This window comes from Paenibacillus oceani, from assembly GCF_014705615.1.
Taxonomy (GTDB): Bacteria; Bacillota; Bacilli; order Paenibacillales; family NBRC-103111; genus Paenibacillus_AB; species Paenibacillus_AB oceani.
The window spans coordinates 51,286-69,828 of sequence record NZ_JACXJA010000029.1; the positions used below are offsets into that span (position 1 = coordinate 51,286).

Here is an 18,543-nt window from a genome sequence, read left to right on the forward strand (position 1 = left end):
GGTCCATATGAACAAAGTCAGAGTTGGATTTATCGGTGTCGGAGGGATGGCGGAGGGGCATATCCAAACGCTGCAAAGCATCGAGCAGGCGGAGCTGACGTGCGTATACGACGTCAATGCGGAACGGGCCAATCAGGTGGGAGCCCGGTATGGGGCGAAAGTATACGACAGTGCGGATGCTCTACTGGATTCGGGTCTTTTGGATGCGCTGTTCCTCTGTACCCCACCGTTCGCGCGCGGGGATCTCGAGGAAAGGGCTGCTGCAAGAGGCATTCATCTGTTCGCGGAAAAACCGGTCGATCTGTCCGTAGAGGCGGCGAGGCGGAAAAGCAAGGCCATCCGCGAATCGGGCATCATTCATTCGAGCGGATACTGTCTGCGCTATATGGACACAGTGCAAAAAGCGAAATCCTACTTGGCGGGCAAACCCGTTCATATGGTGATGGCGTACCGGATCGGTAGTCTCCCGGCCGCAACCTGGTGGCATCGGATAGACAAGCCCGGTGGTCAGTTGGTGGAGCAGGGCACCCATCAGGTCGATCTGATCCGCTACATCGTTGGAGAGTTCCGGGAAATGAACGCCATGGGCACACAGCGGCTCATCCGGACAATCCGGCCGGACGCGACGATTCCGGATGTGGGCGTCGTCTCATTCGATATGGAATCGGGCGCGATCGGATCGATCGCAACATCGTGCATTTCCAATCGGATGGGCCGGGGTGACGTAGAAGTATTCGGAACTGATTTTTATTTATCGATCAACGGATATTCGTTAAAGATCGTTGATGAAAACGGGGCGGTCGAAGAGAAATCGCAAATGAACGTCGTTCTGGAGCAGGACCGGGCCTTTGTCGAAGCGATTCGGACGGGGCGGCAAAGTCTCGTGCTGTGCGGCTACGACGACGCGATCGAGACACTGCGGGTAACCGTCGCCGCGAACGAATCGATGGAGTCGGGCCGGACGGTTGTTGTGTAGGGCCGGCACCAGCTATAAATGGAAGGAATGAAGCCTCCGTCACCGCAGCTTATAAAGCCGGCGGTGATCGGAGGCTGTGTTGTAAACTTAAGGTGTTATAGTCGGTGGGGTCAAGACAGACGCTCGAATAGGTTCGTTCAACATGCGAACGCTTCTATTTACTTGCCGCGGTTCCGTTTGAACACCTCGATCTGTTTGTTCGCCAGCTCCTCGGCTTCGCGGAACGCCGTGTTCATATCCTTCACTCCGGTCGCGATCGGCAAGGCGGTCCCGGCGTACACATTGTTGACGGAGAACGTATAGTCAGCCGAAGGCGGAATCGGCGCGTTTTTGTATCGGAACAGAGCGGCGTAGTTTTTATCGGGAAATACGGTTTCCTTCCCGTACTCTTTTTTCGTTTCGTCCGTCATCAGAGTCGGGATGAAGCCGCGCCGGGATACCCAGCTCTGGTATTCATCCGAAATCATAAACTTCAGTACTTCCATCGCCGCGTCTTTTTCTTTGGCCATGTTCGTCAGTCCGAAGTAGAAGGGGGTCGTTTGTGAGCCGACGCCCGGGGCTTCAGCGAAAATGGGCATCGTCACCATGTCCCAATTGAACTTCTGCATGGCCGGGATCAGGCTCGGGCTGATATAAATCGCAATATTGTAGGCGTACATCGCCAAATCCTGCTTATTGACGAACGCGTCGTTATTCGGGATCGACTTCGTCGATTCAAGCTTGCTGCGGACGCCGGCATCCTGCATTGGCTGCACGAACAAGGCGTCGAACAGCTTGCGCCAGCCGGCGTTCGAATAAATCGTCGGCTGGTCCGTCTGATGGTTGACTAGCGGAATCGACAGCTGGTTTTGGGAGATGAATTGGCTCGGAGACGTACTGAGACCGACATATTGGACGCCGTCTTCCGTTCTCGACAGCTTTTTGCCGAGCGCGATCGCCTCATCCCAGGTCATCCCGTCCTTCGGGTAGGCGACCCCGAACTTATCGAAAATATCTTTATTGTAAAAGAGGACGAATTTCATATCGGTTACAGGAACGCCGTACGTTTTGCCCGCAGAGAACTGCTTCATCGCTTGAATCGATTCCTGCTCCAGACGGCTCAGATCGACGTTGTGTTTTTTCATCAGCTCGGTCATGTCGTATTGAAGCCCTGCCCAGAACAAGGTGTTTTCGAAAATGCCGATGTTGTTGTAGAAAATGTCGAACCGCTGGCCTTCGGTAAGCAGCTTGGTCGTGGCCTCCTGAATGGTCCCGGCCGGCATCTGAATATATTTGATCGTATGCTGCGGAAATTTTTTGTACAGCAGCTCTCCGTACTGTCTGTCGAAGAAATCTTGAGGCTGGGTGGAGCCGCCGTAAAAGATGATTTCCGCAGGCGCGGTTTGTGTTTCTGTCGGCTGCTGGACGGCATCGCCTCCGCCGGATTTGCCGCAAGCGGTCAGCAGCAATACGAACGCTAACGGCACCACTGTTATTTTTCGGGATGTCATGGACATGCTTGTTCTCCCCCTTGAGATAGAATCGGTGTACTCAATCCAATAAAGGAAGCGTTTACAAAACATCCCCCTCCAATCCGCCGCTTGCAAGCCCGCCCCGTTCCGGAGCGGTATACCGATTGTTGCATCTTGACTGCATCATAACTATATCTTGACGACGATCATGCCGCCCTCAATGACAACCTCGTAACATTGCAGCTTTTTCTTGATCGGGGCGAGCGCTTTTCCGGTTTTGATATCGAACTCCCAGCCGTGCCATGGGCAGCGGACGATTTCGCCCTTTCTGCCGAAATTGTACTCGTACACTTCGGAGGGGATATTCGTTCCGCACACCGGCCCTTTGCACATCTGCGCTCCTTGATGAGGGCAGTAGTTCAGGAGAGCGTAAAACTCGTTCCCGATATGGTAAACCACGACGGACCGGCCGGCGATCTCATACACTTGATGCTGATCTTCGGAAATCGAGTCGGCTCTTCCTACCACATGTAAGGTCATCGCTGTTGTTCCTTTCTACAGCTTATACAACTGCTTGGCGTTTTCGTAAAAGATGCGTCTGCGATGCTCCGGCGTCAGCCACTTCAGGATATGATCCGGGGAATCGAAATCCCAGTGCGGATAATCGCTGGAGTAAAGCAGAATATGCTCGGCGTCGATCATCTCGAATATTTGCTTCAAATGGGCGATATTGTTCGGTTCCTCGATCGGCTGCGTCGTAAAGTAGCAATGGTCGCGGATGTATGCGCTCGGCATTTTTTTCAGCCACGGGACTTGAGAACGCAGCGCCGTGAAATTTTTGTCGAGCCTCCACATCAGATGCGGCAGCCAGGAGACTCCACCCTCGATGAACACGAATTTCAGACGCGGGTATTTCTCGAATACGCCTTCGCAAATCAGGCTGGTGAGCTGGGCCATAAACGTGGTCGACAGGCACGTATGCCACTCGATGTACCATGTCGGATATCCGGCGGCCGTCGGCGGATTCGCCTGGCCTGCGCCTTCGGCTCCGGGATGGATCGCGACCGGCAGTCCGTTCCGCTCCGCCGCCTCGTAGATCGGGTGGAAAAACCGCTGTCCAAGCGGCATCCGCGAGGCGCTGCTGGTTATGACCTGGACGAAGCCCGGATGAGAGCCGAGACGGTCGATTTCCTTCGCAGCCAGCTGGGGGTCCTGCAAAGCTACGAAGATGGAGCCTTTGAACCTGGGATCTTTGTTCAGCCAATGATCGAGCTGGTAGTCGTTGTAAGCGCTGGCCGTAGCGGCGGCAAAATCGGGATCGTGGCCGACGGACACGCTGAACAGGTTGCCGGTCAAGACCGCAGCTTCCATATGGTACGGGTCCACCAGCTGTTCGATCAGAAAATCCGGGTCCGATCCGACGGCGCCGCCCCCGGGAGGAGTGGCGTCCTTTCTGCCGACCCCGACAGGGGAGTAGTATCCGGAGTACATGAGGCCGAGTCCCCCGCGTTTGACCCGGTCCTTCCAAGTATCCGTCAAGTAGGGCAGCAGGTCCCGGTCGCTTCGTAAGGAATTGTGGACGTCACAGTCGATAATTTTCAACGTTTCATTCAAAATGGGTGTCTCTCCCTTGCTGGAAGATGGGGCTGAATTAGCGTTGCTTTTCCGGAAAGGTCGCTCCGCGCGTACATTCAATTTATCATGATTGCGTTTTCATATCCATGAACGATAGCGATTCTTTTTGAACGATTCAACCATTTCCGCGCGCGGTCTGCCCGGCGGTAAGTCGGAAAAGCGTTAGCGGTCCGTTCCGCAGTCTTCGAAAAGGACATCGGCGCCGGACGTAGAATGGAATAAGCACGATCCAAGGGGATGGACAGACCCGCTGTGAATCGAAGGAGGAAGAAAACCGTGTACACGCTGAAGTCGGTTTTGTACGACGATCGCATCGAGAAGTGGCAAATCCGGGAGGAGAGGGTGCATCATCATATCCTGATCTTCATCACAGGCGGTCAAGCGATCTATCATTCGGCCGGAGAAGTGTTCGAGCTTCATCAGGGGGACGTGCTGTTTATTCCGGCCGGTACGATCCGCTCGTGTCATAACGACGCCAAGGGACCTCATCAGAAATATTCCGCGCACTTTACGACGGCCGGGGAAGCGGACAAGACGGTTGAGGCGCTGCGCCAGCGCGGCATGTTCAAATGGAACATCCATAACGCCGACTATTTCCGGCAGCGGTTCTCAATGCTGCTGCTCCAATGGTTCGATCAGACGCCGGGCGGGCTGCTCATCTGCCAAGGGATTTTGCTGGAGCTAATCGGGAGACTGATCCATGATACGCAGCAGCAGATCCGCTCCGCCGTCAAGAAGGATCTGATTCACAAGTTGCAAGCTTATATCGTCCACAACAAGTCCAAGCCGATCCAGCTGTCCGATCTCGCGCGCCATATCGACCGCTCCCCGAATCATGTCACAAGAATTTTCAAGGAAGTGCTCGGGCAAACCCCGATCGACTACATTCACCAGGTCAAAGTATCGGTAGCTTGCGAAATGCTGAAGAGCAGCGGCATGACGATCGCGGAAATCTCCGATTATCTCGGCTATTGCGAACAATCTTACTTTCACCGCATCTTCAAAAAGTTTACCGGTGTCGCTCCCACGGCCGTGCAGAAAGGGCATCCGATCGCTTTCGTCCCGCTTCCGGGAGTGAGCGGTGCGGCTCGCAGATGAAAACTCTTTACAGAACTAGCAAATGGTTAACGTTTTTTCGGATTTAACCGAGCCGGCAGGCAGGAAAATGTTGTCTTTCAGAGAATGAAAGAAGGGAGAACATCAATACATAGAAGTCGGGAGATGAGGAACATCCGGAAATTTCGTGTTGGGGGCTGGGCCAAATGGCTCATTCTTGCTCTGCTGGTCGTAGTAGTAGGTTGTCAATCGTTGGGCGGGTTGGATCTGAACCGCGCACTGATCACCGGGATGGATACGGAGTCCATGCAGCAAAGCGTTACCGTGTCGCTGCATATGAAGACGGACCCGTCCAAGCTATCGGAAGAAACAAAAGCTATGGTCGACTTGTGGAACGACGTCAAGCTCGAAATTCGCAATATGAAGATGGAGAACTGGGACCGGATGTCGCTGCAAGGCCAGCTGACGTTGGCCAAAGGCGCGATTCCGTTCCAGGCGTTTATGAACAGCGAGCATCTCGTGCTGAAAGTGGACGGACTCTCCAAAGCGATCGTCATTCCGCTTACGGAGACGGACGGTTTGACAGCCGCATTTGCGGCGGTGACCGAGAAGCTGCAGAAGGAGTACCAGGCCAAAGGAATCGACAAATCGATGGCTTCGCTGATCGTCTCGAACTTGCCGAATCCGAAATCGATCCAGGTGACGTCCGGGACGGAGAAGATTCATAACGAAAACGTCAACGTGTACAAGGTGGAGACGAGCCTTGACGGAACCGAGCTGGTGCCGCTCACCAAAACGTTTATCCGCAACTTGACGAAGGACGACGCCAACTTCAAAAAGTTTATCGGCGAAATGTACGATGTGCTGTGGCCGGTGCTGAAGCCGTATCTGGAGAAGGAAGACGAGGCTTCGCCCTTGCTCCCGGGTTCGCCATTCGGATCGCCATTCGGCAGTTCGATGGACGGCTTGAAGGAAAGCTTGATGGAAGCGGCGTCCGACAAGGAGCTCGCGGTTGATATGATCCATACGACGGCCAAGCAGCTGCTGTATATCGCGCTGATCGGCATCGATAGCGCCAGCAGGTCGGATGAGCCCGGGATTCAAGCGATGCTCAGCAAGCAGACTCAGGTGAAGGCGCGGCTCGCGTTCGATCAAAGCTTCAACCTTCGCAAATCGGAGCTTGATCTCGCATTTCCTGCGCCGGACGGCGGGGATCAGGGAATTACCGCTCTGCAGTTCAACATTCAATCGGAAACGTGGGATATTAACAAACCGGTGAAGGCGGACGTTCTGGATGCCGGCAAGACGCCGTTCGTCATGGGAACAAGCCGCTCTCCGGCAGAATTGATGGAAGAGGTCGATCCGGAATCGCTGCTCGGCGAGCTGATCGCTCTCGAGATGAACAAGTATGAGCCGGCCACGGTATATATTCCATTGCAAATATCGGATGAATTCGGCCCATACGAGGCTTATTTGCACGAAGGCATCTCCTATATCGATTTGGAACTGCTGGCTGCCTACATGGGAGCGGACGTTTCCTATGAGGACGAAGCGATTACAGTGACCGGTATGTGGTTTACGACGATCGAGCTTGCCGCCGGCAGCTCGGAAGCGGTCGTGGATGACGAAGCGTACGAGATGGACGGTCCTGTCATCAAGCAAGGCGAGTCGTATTACGTTCCGCTTCGATTCATAGCCGAGCATCTGTACGGCGAGGTCGATTACGACGCTGAAAGCGGACTGATCGAGCTGGTGCTTCCGGAATAATTACACGTTAACAATAGGATAACGCACAAACAGACCGTCAGGGCATCGATTCCCGACGGTCTGTTTTGTTTTCAGCGGTACATTCGGAAACGCACAAGCCGCTTACTTCGCTGAACTCAGCCGGAGCGCCGCATGATGGGTCGGGCCGATGCCTTTGCCGATCTCCAGACCGGAGGCGATGGCGGCCGTGATGAACCGTTTGGCTTCGGAGACGGCGTCGGTTACCGCCAGCCCCTTGGCCAGTCCGGCCGCTATCGCCGAAGCGGTCGTGCAGCCGGTGCCGTGCGTATGCTTCGTGCGAATACGCGGCGAGCGGTACAGGATCGCCTCCGAGCCGTCGTACAACACGTCGACGGCTTCTTCTCCGTCAAGATGGCCGCCCTTCAGAAACACGTAACGCGGGCCCAGCTCATGAAGCCGCTTGGCCGCCTCGATCATCTGCTCGACGCTGCCGATCTCCTGCGAACCGAGGATCGCGCACGCTTCCGGCACGTTCGGCGTAAGAACCGTCGCGATCGGCAGAAGCTCGCGCCGCAGCGCTTCCACGGCTTCCTGCTGCAGCAGGGCCGCGCCGCCTTTGGCGATCATCACCGGGTCCAGGACGAGCGGATACGGCCCGTACCGGTTCAGCTTGTCCGCCACGAGCGAGATAATATTGGCCGAGAACAGCATCCCCGTCTTGACCGCATCCGTCCCGATATCGGAAAGGACCGAGTCGATCTGCTGGCCGATCGCTTCCAGCGGCAGCGGGTATACGCCTTGGACGCCGAGCGTATTTTGGGCGGTGATCGCGGTGATGGCGCTTGTTCCGAACACGCCAAGCTCCTGGAACGTCTTCAGATCGGCCTGGATGCCTGCGCCGCCTCCGGAGTCGGAGCCCGCGATCGTCATCGCCTTAGGGATAGTCATTCGGTTGCCTCCTCTAACGGACAAAGTTGGGGTCTAGCTTAAAAACGTTCGGGTGCGAATGCACCTAGCGGCAGACCGGTCGTCTCACGGCCTTCCATCAGGTCGGCGATCACATGAGCGGTAACCGGGCTGAGCAGGATGCCGTTGCGGTAATGGCCGGCGGCGAACAGTAGCGAATCGGAGCGGCTCGACGCTCCGAGCAGCGGAAAGCCGTCGTGGGTGGCGGGGCGAAGGCCGGCCCACTCATGGAAGGGCCGCATGCCGCCAAGAAACGGGAACAGCTTTCCGTTCCAGCTTTTCAGCCGGTCGATCCCCTTGCTCGTGACCGACGTCTCGAAGCCGGCTATATCTTCCGAAGCTCCGCAGACGAGCGAGCCGTTCCGTTTGCCGACCACATACCCTTGACTGCAAAAGACCATGTGCCGGACCGGCATATCCGGCGTCTCGTAAGCGCATATTTGCCCGCGGATCGGGTACACCGGGATGCGCATGTCAAGCGCCGCTTCCATCAGTCCCGCCCATGCGCCGCTGGCCACGACCAGCTTGTCGCTGCGGAACGTGCCGCCGGACAACGGGCAGCACACCTCGGCGCCGCCGCTCCAGCGCGTGACCTGGACTTCGCCGAGTCCGTCCCGGATCTCGACGCCGAGCTTCCGGCAAGCTTCTTCCAGCGCTTTCACGTACCCTGGAGCGTATACGTGCGATTCTCCGGGGTAATACAAGGCGCCCGCCGCCTCCGGGGCGATATGCGGCTCCAGCTCCCGCAGCCGCCGTCCGTCCAGCAGCTCGCTTGCCGCGCCGTAATCGTCCTGCCAGCTTTGGCGGGACCGCATGGCGAGTACGTCGGCTTCGTGGTAATGCACGTATAAGCTGCCGGTAGCGGAATATTCGAAGTCGAGGCCGGACACGTCCTTGACGGCCTGCTGCCAGTTCGGGTACAGGTTCAGGCTTTGCAGGCAAAGCTGGAAGAAAGGGTCCGGCTGCTCCGTATTTTCAGAGTAAGGGGCGAGCATCCCGGCTGCCGCTCCCGACGCTTGGCCGCCGCAGCGTCCCTGCTCCAGCACGGTGACGGGGAAGCCCCGGCGGCGCAATTCGAAGGCGCATGACAGACCGATCACGCCGCCGCCCAGCACCATTACATGTTGTGTCATTGCAAGACCAGCTTTCCGATATAGGGTTGTTAGTTAGGGGTAGAGATAAACTGCTCCAAGCCGCTGCTTGCCGAAGCGTAACGTTTCTTCGGAATCCGTCCGGCCAAGTACGAGAGGCGTCCGGCCTCGATCGCCAGCTTCATCGCCAGCGCCATCCGGACCGGGTCTTTCGCCTTGGCGACCGGCGTATTCATTAAGATTCCGTCCACGCCGAGCTCCATCGCCTGCACGACGTCCTGGGCCGAGCCGAGTCCGGCGTCCACGATGACCGGGACGCCGGACTCCTCGACGATCAGACCGATATTATACGGGTTCAGGATGCCGAGTCCGGTGCCGATCGGCGCTCCGCCGGGCATGACGGCTGCTGCGCCAGCCTCTTCGAGATGTTTGCACAGGATCGGGTCGTCCGATGTATAAGGAAGCACGACGAAACCTTCCGCGGCCAGGATCTCGGTTGCTTTTAACGTTTCGATCGGGTCGGGGAGCAGCGTTTTTTCGTTGGCGCTGATCTCGACCTTGATCCAGTTGCCGATGCCGGAAGCCCGGGCGAGCCTGGCGATCCGTACGGCTTCGTCAGCCGTGCGGGCTCCGGACGTATTCGGCAAATACGTGAACGATTTGCCTTCGAAATGTTGAAGGATCGCGTCATCGCCCGGCGCGTCCAGGTTGATGCGGCGGATGGCGAAGGTGAGTACCTGAGCTCCCGACTTTTCAATTGCGGCATTTTGCACGAACGGATTCGGATAACGGCCGGTGCCGAGAAAAAAACGCGAAGCCAGCTCCGTTCCGCCGATGAGAAGTGGATCTTGATGCATACCGGGTTCAGCCTCCTCCGACAAAATGTACGAGTTCGATTTTCATGCCCGGAGCCAGCCCGGCGGCGGTCCAGGTTTCCTTCGGTACGATCGCGCCGTCGATTTCGACGACGACCATCTTATGCTCCAGCCCGTAAGCACGCAGCAGGCCGATCACCGTTTCCCCGGCTTCTACTGTACGGGTTTGTCCGTTTACGATAACGTCCATAGTCTCCTCCGCTGACCGTCACTGCGGCGATGCCGCAGCTGAATTGATTTTATCCAGGAACGACCGGCAAGTGCCCTGAATGTCCGGGCTTCCTACGATCTCGCTGATCGCGCATATGCGGCGGGCTCCCGCCCCCAGCACCTGATCGACGTTGTGCAGCTTGATGCCCCCGATCGCCACGAACGGGATGGCGATTTCCGCTGCAACCTGCCGGACGTAAGAGGTAGTGACCGGAGCGACAACATCTTCCTTGCTCTTGGTCGGGAATATCGGTCCGACACCGATGTAATCCGCGCCGTCGCGCTCGGCCTGCCTCGCTTCCTCGATGGCGTGAGTGGATATGCCGATGATTTTGCCGCCGACGATCTTGCGGGCGTCCGCCAGCGGCAAATCGTCCTGCCCGAGATGAATGCCGTCGGCATCTACCGCGAGCGCGATATCGATATAATCGTTGACGATGAAGGTCACGCCGTAACGAAGCGTCAGCTCACGCAGCGCTTTGGCTTTCGCCAGCACCTCGCGGCGGGGGCTCTTTTTGTCCCGCAGCTGGATGATGTCGCATCCGCCCTTGATCGCTTCCTCCATCACTTCGATCATCGGCTTGCCCGGGTGGAATTCCTCTCCGGTGATGGCGTACAGCTTGAATGGTTTCATATCGCCTGCCTCCTTCTATAATCGATCAGAGCCCGATATAGCGGGCGTATAACGTTTTGGCTCGTACGGGGTCCTCGGTGCCTTGCACGAGCACGCGCCCGTCGGGAAACAGGACGAGGCGTTCGCCTTCCGGCAGCTCGGCCTTCAGCAGGAACGGGTTGGACTGGATTCGCGCGACGCGTTCCAGTTTTTCTTTCCAATAATCGAGATCGAAGCCGCTGCGGGCCCGGATCTGGATCGTCTCGCGGCCGCACAGCGAAGTCGCGTCATCGAGCCCAATCTCGTCAAGAGCAGGGTAGCGATGACCGCAACATACCGGGCAGTCCGACTTCGAAGAAGGGAGCTTCATCTCGTACGACTGATTGTGCCACGCGTCAAATGTGATCAGCGTGTTCCGGCGGGCAGCGGTATCGCCGACGAGATGCTTCAGCGCTTCGGTTGCCTGATACGAAGCGACGATATCGACGACGGGAGAGATGACCCCGATCATGTCGCATGTCTCCCCGGAGCTGTCTCCGGGCTCGATCAGGCACCGCAGGCAGCCGGTCTGTCCGGGGACGAAGATCGCGCTCATCCCCCGGGAGGCGACCGCGCCGCCGTATACGAACGGAATTTGGTTCTTGAAGCAGGCATCGTTTAATAAGTATCGGGTATGAAAGTTATCCGTCCCGTCCAGCACAAGGTCCATGCCTTCGATCAACTGATCGATATTGGCCGCGGTCGTATCGGCGACGATGGCTTCCAGCTTGACGCCGGAGTTGATCTTGGACAGTCTTTGCTTGGCCGCTATGGCTTTGGGAATGGAAGCCGCTGCATCTTCTTCGTCGTACAGCATTTGCCGCTGCAAATTACTCGCTTCGACGTAATCCCGGTCGACGAACCGGACGGTTCCGAGCCCCGAGCGGACCATATGGTTAGCCAGCACTGTACCGAGAGCGCCCATGCCTACGATCAGTACGGCACATTCGGAGAGTCGGCGTTGTCCGCCGGGGCCGATCGGTTTGAATAACATTTGCCGCGAATATCGGCTGGACGAATCGTTAGTGGTCATGATGGCGGGTGCGCCTCCTTGGAAATACATAAAAACGGATCTACCTCGGAAAGAACGCAGCTGAGCCTATTCCTGCCGCTCGCGGAGGCCGCGTCGGCCGCGGAAAAACGGGTCGCTAAGCCTTCCGCAACAGTAAAAAGGCCGCCTGCCAGGGCGGCCGCATATCGACGCTCGATTTGTTGAAAGAGTCAAGAATCGGTTGCGCCACTTCCCTACGCTGGTCTCGCTCCAGTTCAGGTTCAAAGGGTCCGAAGGTCGTATCTTCATCTCAGCCCAAGACTGGGCACCCCTAGTGATCTTGAAATATGAGGTTCATCTTTCACCTTACAACGATCGTGCCGGTTTGTCAACGGCGGCGGCATGCCGCGTTAGGGCACGTCCCGGCCGGTGCTTCCCGACTTGACTGCGCAACGGGGGGAGGCTACCATACGGATAAGGAGGTCGAATCCAGTGAAGGACGAATCGACATTGCAAGCCGAAGGCTCTGCATGCTGCAATACCGGCGGCGAGGAGGAACGCAAGAGCCACCATTCCGACAAATTAAAAAGCAATCTGATTACCCGGCTGAACCGGATCGAGGGACAAATCCGCGGTGTGAAGGGACTCATCGAGAAAGATACGTATTGCGACGACATCCTCAATCAGATCGCGGCGATTCAGGCAGCTCTGAACGGCGTCGGCAAACAGCTGCTGGAAGGTCATCTGAAGTCGTGTGTCGTGGAGCGAATCCGCGAGGGCGATCAGGATATCATTAACGAGCTGCTCGTCACGGTCAACAAGTTAATGAAATAACACAGCGGGACCGAATCCGGAAGCGGAAAGAACCAGGGTATGCGAACTGCCTGCTTTCCGCTTGCGGATTAATTTCATTTTATTAACAAAATTCTCATTGACTGCCCTACTACCCGAGCTATACTTTTATACAAGTCTTATACTTGTGGATAAGAGGAGTGATGGCGATGAGCCGGGAACAAGATCAGTTCGAATTAATCGGACGTCCTTGCCGCAATTTCAACATTCTTGCAACCGCAGTAATGACAGACCCGCTCGACGGACGGGAGAAGCTGGTGCTGTCCAACTTCGCGGCCGGACAGACCGGCAATCTGATCCTGATCGATACGCGCTCGATGGAAGCCGAGTCGATCGAACTTCCGGGGGATGAAGGAGCCTGGGGACTTGTTAACTGGCGCAATGAAAAGCTCGTGGTCGGGACGTGTCCGAACTATGCGTATATGCATGCCCTGGACTTGAAGACCCGGACTTGGGCGGAGCCGCTGCAGGCGGCAGACGAGAAATATTTCTGGGATATGGCGATCGGCTCCGACGGCAACGTATACGCGGGAACTTGGCCCGGCTGCTCCTTATACCGCTACGATCCGGCTCTGCATACGCTCGAGAAGCTCGGCAGGGCGTCGGACAACGGTAAAAATTTATACAGCCGCTACATTAACGGCAGCGCGCCCGGTTATATTTTGTTTACCGGAGGTTACGACGAGCCGTTTTTGAAAGCGTTTCATTTGGAGAGCGGGACGTTTCGCGATTTCGGAACGCCGGGATTTACCGTGCGCGAAGTAACCGACGAGTACATATGCACCGTACAAGGAGACCGCTTCGAATTTTATCATCCGCAAACGCTGGAGCCGCTCCCGGATACCGCAGGCTGGAAGGAAAAGCTGACTGTATTGGAAGCGGCGCTGCCGAACGGCAAAAGCTGCAGGGCGATCCCGCTGGCGGACGGGCGGTATGCGGGGGTGCGCGGTCAAGATCTGTTTATCGCGGACAGCCTGGACGAGGTGCCGGAACTGGTCCGCATTCCGACGGAGGCGCCGGCCACGCGCATCCATACGCTCGTATCGGACGAGGCGGGCGGGATATGGGGAGCGTGCGGCTTCGGCCAGACGATCTTCCATTACGATCCGTTGACCGGCTCCGCCTGGAACTCGTCCTCGGTATGTGATTCCGGCGGAGAAGTGTACGGGATGGTGTTTGTGGACGGTAAATTGTATTTGACGGCTTACGTCGGCGGAGATCACATCGTGTACGACCCGGCGAAGCCGTGGGATCAGCTGAACAACCGGAATCCGCAATCGCTTCGGGCGCTGAGACCGGATTATATCCGTCCGGAAGGACGAAGCGTGATCGGGCCGGACGGCGGGATCTGGACCGGGTGGTCGGCCAAATACGGCACGTATGCAGGGGCGCTGTCCAGAATCGACCCGGTTACGCTGGAGGTGGATTCCTGGAGCCATCCGATCGCAAACGATCAACAGGTGGCCGGAGTAGCCGCAGACGACCGGTATGTTTATTTTACGACGAACGGCGGTGCCAGCGGACTGCCCTATCGCGATGTGATCTGCCATTTCGGCGTATGGGAGCCTGGCAAAGGACTCGTGCACGAGACCCGGTTCGCCGCAGGCGAACGTCCCGGCTCCGCGATTGCGGCTATGTGCGCCAAAGTATTTGTCAAAGCGGGCAGCGCGATTCTCGTATTCGATCGGGCCCGGTTCCGATTCGAGCAATCGATCCCCGTCGAGGGGGGATGCAGCTGGATGACGGCCGCCGGTCCGGATTTGCTGGCCGCGTTTTGCGGCAGCAGGCTGCTCTTCATCGACCCGCACAGCGCTGTCGTTATCCGGACCGTCGAGCTGCCCGGCTCCGTCAGGGCGGCAACGTATACAGCGACATGCGATCTGGCGTTCGCCGTAGAAGAGGCTCTCTATCGCGTGCCGTCCGGATTTTTGCAGTCGGTTCGTTCTTGAGTGGAGCGACGATGGCTGGCCATGATTTGTTTACATTTCTGTATAGCGGTGCCCAATCTACCCCGTTTCCTTGGAGACGGGGTATTTGCCGTTTAGGGAGGTAAGTAAGATCAGATAGAACCGTGGTCATCATCGATCCACCAAGCACCGGGAGCAGCAGCGTGGTGTGCGCCGGAATCAATGCTCACCGATTATGTAGCGGAAGCGCGGTTTCCGTTATTCCCGTAACAGGCCTAATTGTTGGGCTATAACGGAAGTTTGGTTTCCGCTATTTCGGCTTATTAAGGTGAAATGGCCGGTTGCACTGGAAATAACGGAACAAATTGTTCCGCTAAACATCGATTTTCTGCTTCGCACAATAAATAACGGAAGTAAAACTTCCGATAAGAGGCGTCACAGACACCGTCTGGAGCCGTTTTTGCAGAGATATGCCTCAAATCGGCTGCACGACTGCGGATGCGAATGCGGATGGGGCGGCGGCTGGAGCAAAACAGCCGTATTCTTCGATGCATTCACCGGAATGTCGGCATACCCAATCATCGTCGGATGTTCTCTCCGGCTGCACGTTATAAGCGTTGTTCATCAGAAAGAGAGGGTTCAATATGCAATATTCTCAATAATTAGTATGTACTAATTAATAAATTACCTATTTAAAACGATATACTTTATGGTATAGTACGTATTATATAAATAACATTAGTAGGGGAGGAATCGGTATGACAGTGGGGATCGGAATTAACGGAATGGGAAGAATCGGGCGCCTGCTCGTCCGGCGGGCTTTTACGGAAGGGGAATTGAATATCCGGGCCATCAATGTGCTGCATCCGGCCGACTCGGTTGCGCATTTGCTCAAGTATGATTCCGTTCACGGCCGCTGGGATGCGGACATTCGTACGGAAGACGGCAATCTGGTGATCAATGGCCATACGGTGCGTCTTTTATCCGAGCGCGATCCGCAGCTTATTTCTTGGAACGACTGCGGGGTCGATCTGGTGCTGGATGCCACCGGCAAATTTAACGATGTCGCGGGGGCTGCGAAACATCTGGCGGGTGGGGCGCAAAACGTAATTGTTACCGCACCGGGTTCGGGACTCGATCTGACTGTCGTCATGGGAGTAAACGACCGCAGCTATGACCCGGACCGGCATAAGCTGATATCCGCCGCCTCCTGCACGACAAATTGCGTGGCGCCCGTGCTCCGGATCGTTGACGAATTGTTCGGCGTTAAACGTGCCTGGGTGACGACTGTTCATGCGTATACGAACGACCAGAATCATCTGGACAATCCGCACAAAGATTTGCGGCGCGCCCGTTCCTGTACGCAGTCGATCGTTCCGACGACGACGGGCATCGGCAAAGCGCTGGCCGGCGTATTGCCGCATCTGGCGCCGGTCGTTGAGGGCGTGTCGCTGCGCGTCCCGGTGCCGAACGTATCGTTGTGCGATATAACGCTGGATCTGGGAGAAGAGATAAGCACGGAGTACGCAACCGCCAGATTGCGTTCCGCTTGCATGAGTCCGCAATATTCCCGGTATGTAGGGTGGAGCGAGGAACCGCTGGTTTCCACCGATTACGTAGGGTGCGACAAATCGGCTACCATCGACGGATTATCGTTGTCTGCGGCCGGAAGGCAGCTCAAGCTGCTCGCCTGGTACGATAACGAATGGGGGTATGCATGCCGTGTAATCGACACAGCCAAGATGGTGGCGGATGCCGGGCTCAAACGGTTGAAGGAGAGGGAAGCTGCGGTTTTGGAAAATGTGTAGGTTAGCGCGTGCTCGTCCGTTCATTGGGCATGCGGTTATGGAGCCGCGGCCGATCCGTTGGTTGAATGAATTTATCATGTAACTGCATTACGTTACGTAGGTTATCCGCAGAGCGCCGGTTTCATACGATAAATAACGATTTACTGTCTGTCTACGGACGGAAGAAGATATTCCCTTATCCGCGCGATGAAGTTAGGATCGATCGATAACGGGTTGTTGCTTCTTCCGTCTTTTTTCGATAACAGAAATTTGTCCGCCGCTGCTCCGCTAGAGGTAGGAGATGTTAAGCTTTTTCCCATTAAAATGCGGATTTGGATGATGCGAAAGCTGACAACAACCTGACACGAGGCTGGGTGGAGGCACGGTATTGCATGTCGTTGGCGAAAAATCCAAACGGAAGTTGAAGCATATTTTTTTAGGCCCCCCTCTTCACAAACCGGTATTTTAGTTGTATTATGTACATGTATTATACAGATTCCAATGATGACGAAAGTACGAGTTGAAAGTCTGGGCCATTATTTTTTAAGCGGCTTGGAAGCGATTGCAGAAAGGGGTTTCACATTCGGCTTTACAAAGCATTGCACATTCACACTCGACATTACGGGAGGTCAACAGACATTGAAAAAACAACTTAGACAACTAGCGGCAATATCGATCGCGTCCGCACTTGTGCTGAGCGCTTGCGGCAAAACGGACAACAAACCGGCAGCCGATCCGGGTGCGACACCGGGGGGCGAGCAGAAGAAAGAAAAGCTTTCCTTGTACTGGATGACGGCGGCGCTGACAAACAACTCCAACTTGCCGTCCGGGGACAAAGACTTTATCAAGAAAACGATCGAAGAGAAGTTTAACGTTGAGCTGAAGCTTGATTATATGGCCATGGGCGAAGAATTCTCCAACAAGCTGAACCTGCTCCTGGCTGGCGGCAATGCTCCCGATATGTTCCATGCGGACGGCGCCAAATCGAACGGTTACATTATCGACGGTGCGGTTGCTGATTTGACCAAATATGTGACGCCGGAGAAGATGCCGAACTATTTTAAATGGATAACTCCGGAAGAATTAAAGCGCTATCAGGTTCAAAACGTATTTAAACGCGCTCCGGTTCCGTTCCCTAAAGATTATTACGGCGTCTACTATGTACGTAAAGACTGGATCGATGCGCTCAACAAAAAAGATCCGAACCTGAAGCTGAAAGTTCCGACCAACTACGACGAGATGATCGCCGTTATGAAGGCGTTCACATTCAACGATCCGGACGGTAACGGTAAAAACGATACGTACGGCTTCTCGACGGCGGGCAGCGGAACGACGATTCCGAACGACCTTCCGGAATGGTTCAAAAATGGCATGACCCCGGGTTTTTTTATCGACAAGGATAATAATTTCATCGATAGCGGAACGAACCTGAGAACAGCAAAAGTATTGGACGACATCCGCAAAACGCTTGATTTGAAAGTTATCGATCCGGACTGGTTCCTGAATAAGGGCGGCGATGTGACGAACAAAGTTCAGCAGGGCAAGGTCGGTATTTTCTTTAGCGGCGTCCGCGATATTGCATTCGACAACTCGAACAACAGCGTGCAGAAGAAAACCCAAGAGATTACGGGCAACAAAGACGCGAAGTTCGAAGCGTTCCATATCGCCGGCGACGTTCCGGTCTCGTATTCGCCGCTGCCGGGCGTTCCGTTCATGTTCAACGTAAAAACATCGGAAGCGAAAATTCAGCGTTCGATCGAGATTCTCGACTGGCTTGCGAGCCCGGAAGGGTGGCTGCTCGCTAACGTCGGTAAAGAAAATGTCCACTACAAAAAGAACGGCGGCAAAATCGAGCTGATTCCGGATGCGATCCAAAAAGACATTATCGCCAACGGTAACTTCACGGAAATTTGGGGCGGGGTATTCTCTTATAACGTGAAAAACCCGGCCGCAATCGGCCTTGAGATCATCGATCCGCGTGAAACGGATCATGACCGGGCGATTCTGGAAGTGTTCAAGAAACTCAAATTCTACACGCTCGGAACGAACGTCGCTCCTCCGACAGGTCTCGATATCGGCGCGTACCGCAAAGAAATGCGCGCACTGCAAGTGAAGCTGCTGTTCGAAGAGAAAGATTCGTCCAACTGGCCGAAATATCTCGACGAACTGTTGAACAAATATAAAGCGAAGGCGATCTTCGATTCATATGCCGAGCAAATAACGGCGGCACTCGGCAAAAAGGTTACGTTTAAATCCGACTGATAGGATTCGATTGGCAAGCGAACGGCTGCGGGACGAGGCAAGTGTCCCCGGCCGTTTTTTGCCGTTTCCGGGCGTGACGTACAAAGCAAAAGCTCCGCTAAAAG

The 18,543-nt window shown here is 55.7% G+C and carries 16 protein-coding genes and 1 riboswitch; of the genes, 7 read left to right on the top strand and 9 right to left on the bottom strand.

Going from position 1 to position 18,543, the window contains the following annotated elements; genetic code table 11:
• Window positions 1-7 precede the first annotated feature (7 nt).
• Window positions 8-976 carry a Gfo/Idh/MocA family protein gene (locus IDH45_RS20650; protein ID WP_190930031.1) on the top strand — a complete coding sequence of 323 codons (969 nt, stop codon included), beginning with the start codon at window positions 8-10 and terminating at the stop codon, window positions 974-976.
• A gap of 158 nt (window positions 977-1,134) precedes the next feature.
• On the opposite strand, the gene IDH45_RS20655 is transcribed toward IDH45_RS20650, so the two are convergent.
• The 3 genes from IDH45_RS20655 to IDH45_RS20665 form a co-directional block, all read right to left on the bottom strand.
• Window positions 1,135-2,472 carry an ABC transporter substrate-binding protein gene (locus IDH45_RS20655; protein WP_190930032.1) on the bottom strand — a complete coding sequence of 446 codons (1,338 nt, stop codon included), beginning with the start codon at window positions 2,470-2,472 and terminating at the stop codon, window positions 1,135-1,137.
• 144 nt (window positions 2,473-2,616) lie between these two features.
• Complete coding sequence (locus IDH45_RS20660) at window positions 2,617-2,967, bottom strand: Rieske (2Fe-2S) protein (protein ID WP_190930033.1); 351 nt, start codon at window positions 2,965-2,967, stop codon at window positions 2,617-2,619.
• A 15-nt stretch (window positions 2,968-2,982) separates the two neighbouring features.
• Entirely contained in the window at window positions 2,983-4,041 is a 1,059-nt protein-coding gene (locus IDH45_RS20665; protein ID WP_190930034.1) for an amidohydrolase family protein, read from the bottom strand.
• Between the two features lie 297 nt (window positions 4,042-4,338).
• On the opposite strand from IDH45_RS20665, the gene IDH45_RS20670 reads away from it, so the two are divergent.
• Together IDH45_RS20670 and IDH45_RS20675 are read left to right on the top strand one after the other, a co-directional pair.
• Window positions 4,339-5,160 (top strand): helix-turn-helix domain-containing protein, encoded by an 822-nt coding sequence (locus IDH45_RS20670; protein ID WP_190930035.1) that lies wholly within the window; start codon window positions 4,339-4,341, stop codon window positions 5,158-5,160.
• A gap of 123 nt (window positions 5,161-5,283) precedes the next feature.
• Complete coding sequence (locus IDH45_RS20675; protein ID WP_190930036.1) at window positions 5,284-6,885, top strand: copper amine oxidase N-terminal domain-containing protein; 1,602 nt, start codon at window positions 5,284-5,286, stop codon at window positions 6,883-6,885.
• Between the two features lie 102 nt (window positions 6,886-6,987).
• Here IDH45_RS20675 and thiD read toward each other — a convergent pair whose 3' ends face one another.
• From thiD to IDH45_RS20705, 6 genes are read right to left on the bottom strand one after another with little or no spacing between them, the layout of a single operon-like run.
• A complete protein-coding gene (thiD, locus tag IDH45_RS20680; protein WP_190930037.1) occupies window positions 6,988-7,794 on the bottom strand; it encodes a bifunctional hydroxymethylpyrimidine kinase/phosphomethylpyrimidine kinase in 807 nt (268 codons plus the stop codon).
• Window positions 7,795-7,832: 38 nt separating this feature from the next.
• A complete protein-coding gene (thiO, locus tag IDH45_RS20685) occupies window positions 7,833-8,945 on the bottom strand; it encodes a glycine oxidase ThiO (RefSeq protein ID WP_190930038.1) in 1,113 nt (370 codons plus the stop codon).
• 29 nt (window positions 8,946-8,974) lie between these two features.
• Window positions 8,975-9,760 (bottom strand): thiazole synthase, encoded by a 786-nt coding sequence (locus tag IDH45_RS20690; protein WP_190930039.1) that lies wholly within the window; start codon window positions 9,758-9,760, stop codon window positions 8,975-8,977.
• Window positions 9,761-9,767: 7 nt separating this feature from the next.
• Entirely contained in the window at window positions 9,768-9,968 is a 201-nt protein-coding gene (gene thiS / locus IDH45_RS20695) for a sulfur carrier protein ThiS (protein WP_190930040.1), read from the bottom strand.
• A gap of 18 nt (window positions 9,969-9,986) precedes the next feature.
• Window positions 9,987-10,622 carry a thiamine phosphate synthase gene (gene thiE / locus IDH45_RS20700; RefSeq protein ID WP_190930041.1) on the bottom strand — a complete coding sequence of 212 codons (636 nt, stop codon included), beginning with the start codon at window positions 10,620-10,622 and terminating at the stop codon, window positions 9,987-9,989.
• Window positions 10,623-10,647: 25 nt separating this feature from the next.
• Complete coding sequence (locus IDH45_RS20705; protein WP_190930042.1) at window positions 10,648-11,673, bottom strand: ThiF family adenylyltransferase; 1,026 nt, start codon at window positions 11,671-11,673, stop codon at window positions 10,648-10,650.
• 192 nt (window positions 11,674-11,865) lie between these two features.
• Window positions 11,866-11,974, bottom strand: a riboswitch (TPP riboswitch).
• Between the two features lie 167 nt (window positions 11,975-12,141).
• Between IDH45_RS20705 and IDH45_RS20710 the strand changes: the two genes are divergently transcribed.
• The 4 genes from IDH45_RS20710 (at window position 12,142) to IDH45_RS20725 (ending at window position 18,439) form a co-directional block, all read left to right on the top strand.
• Entirely contained in the window at window positions 12,142-12,465 is a 324-nt protein-coding gene (locus IDH45_RS20710; RefSeq protein WP_190930102.1) for a metal-sensitive transcriptional regulator, read from the top strand.
• A gap of 167 nt (window positions 12,466-12,632) precedes the next feature.
• Window positions 12,633-14,432, top strand: coding sequence for an NHL repeat-containing protein (locus IDH45_RS20715; protein WP_190930043.1), 1,800 nt, complete (start codon window positions 12,633-12,635; stop codon window positions 14,430-14,432).
• A gap of 716 nt (window positions 14,433-15,148) precedes the next feature.
• Window positions 15,149-16,198 (top strand): type I glyceraldehyde-3-phosphate dehydrogenase, encoded by a 1,050-nt coding sequence (locus IDH45_RS20720; RefSeq protein WP_190930044.1) that lies wholly within the window; start codon window positions 15,149-15,151, stop codon window positions 16,196-16,198.
• 618 nt (window positions 16,199-16,816) lie between these two features.
• Entirely contained in the window at window positions 16,817-18,439 is a 1,623-nt protein-coding gene (locus tag IDH45_RS20725; RefSeq protein ID WP_190930045.1) for a type 2 periplasmic-binding domain-containing protein, read from the top strand.
• Window positions 18,440-18,543 lie beyond the last annotated feature (104 nt).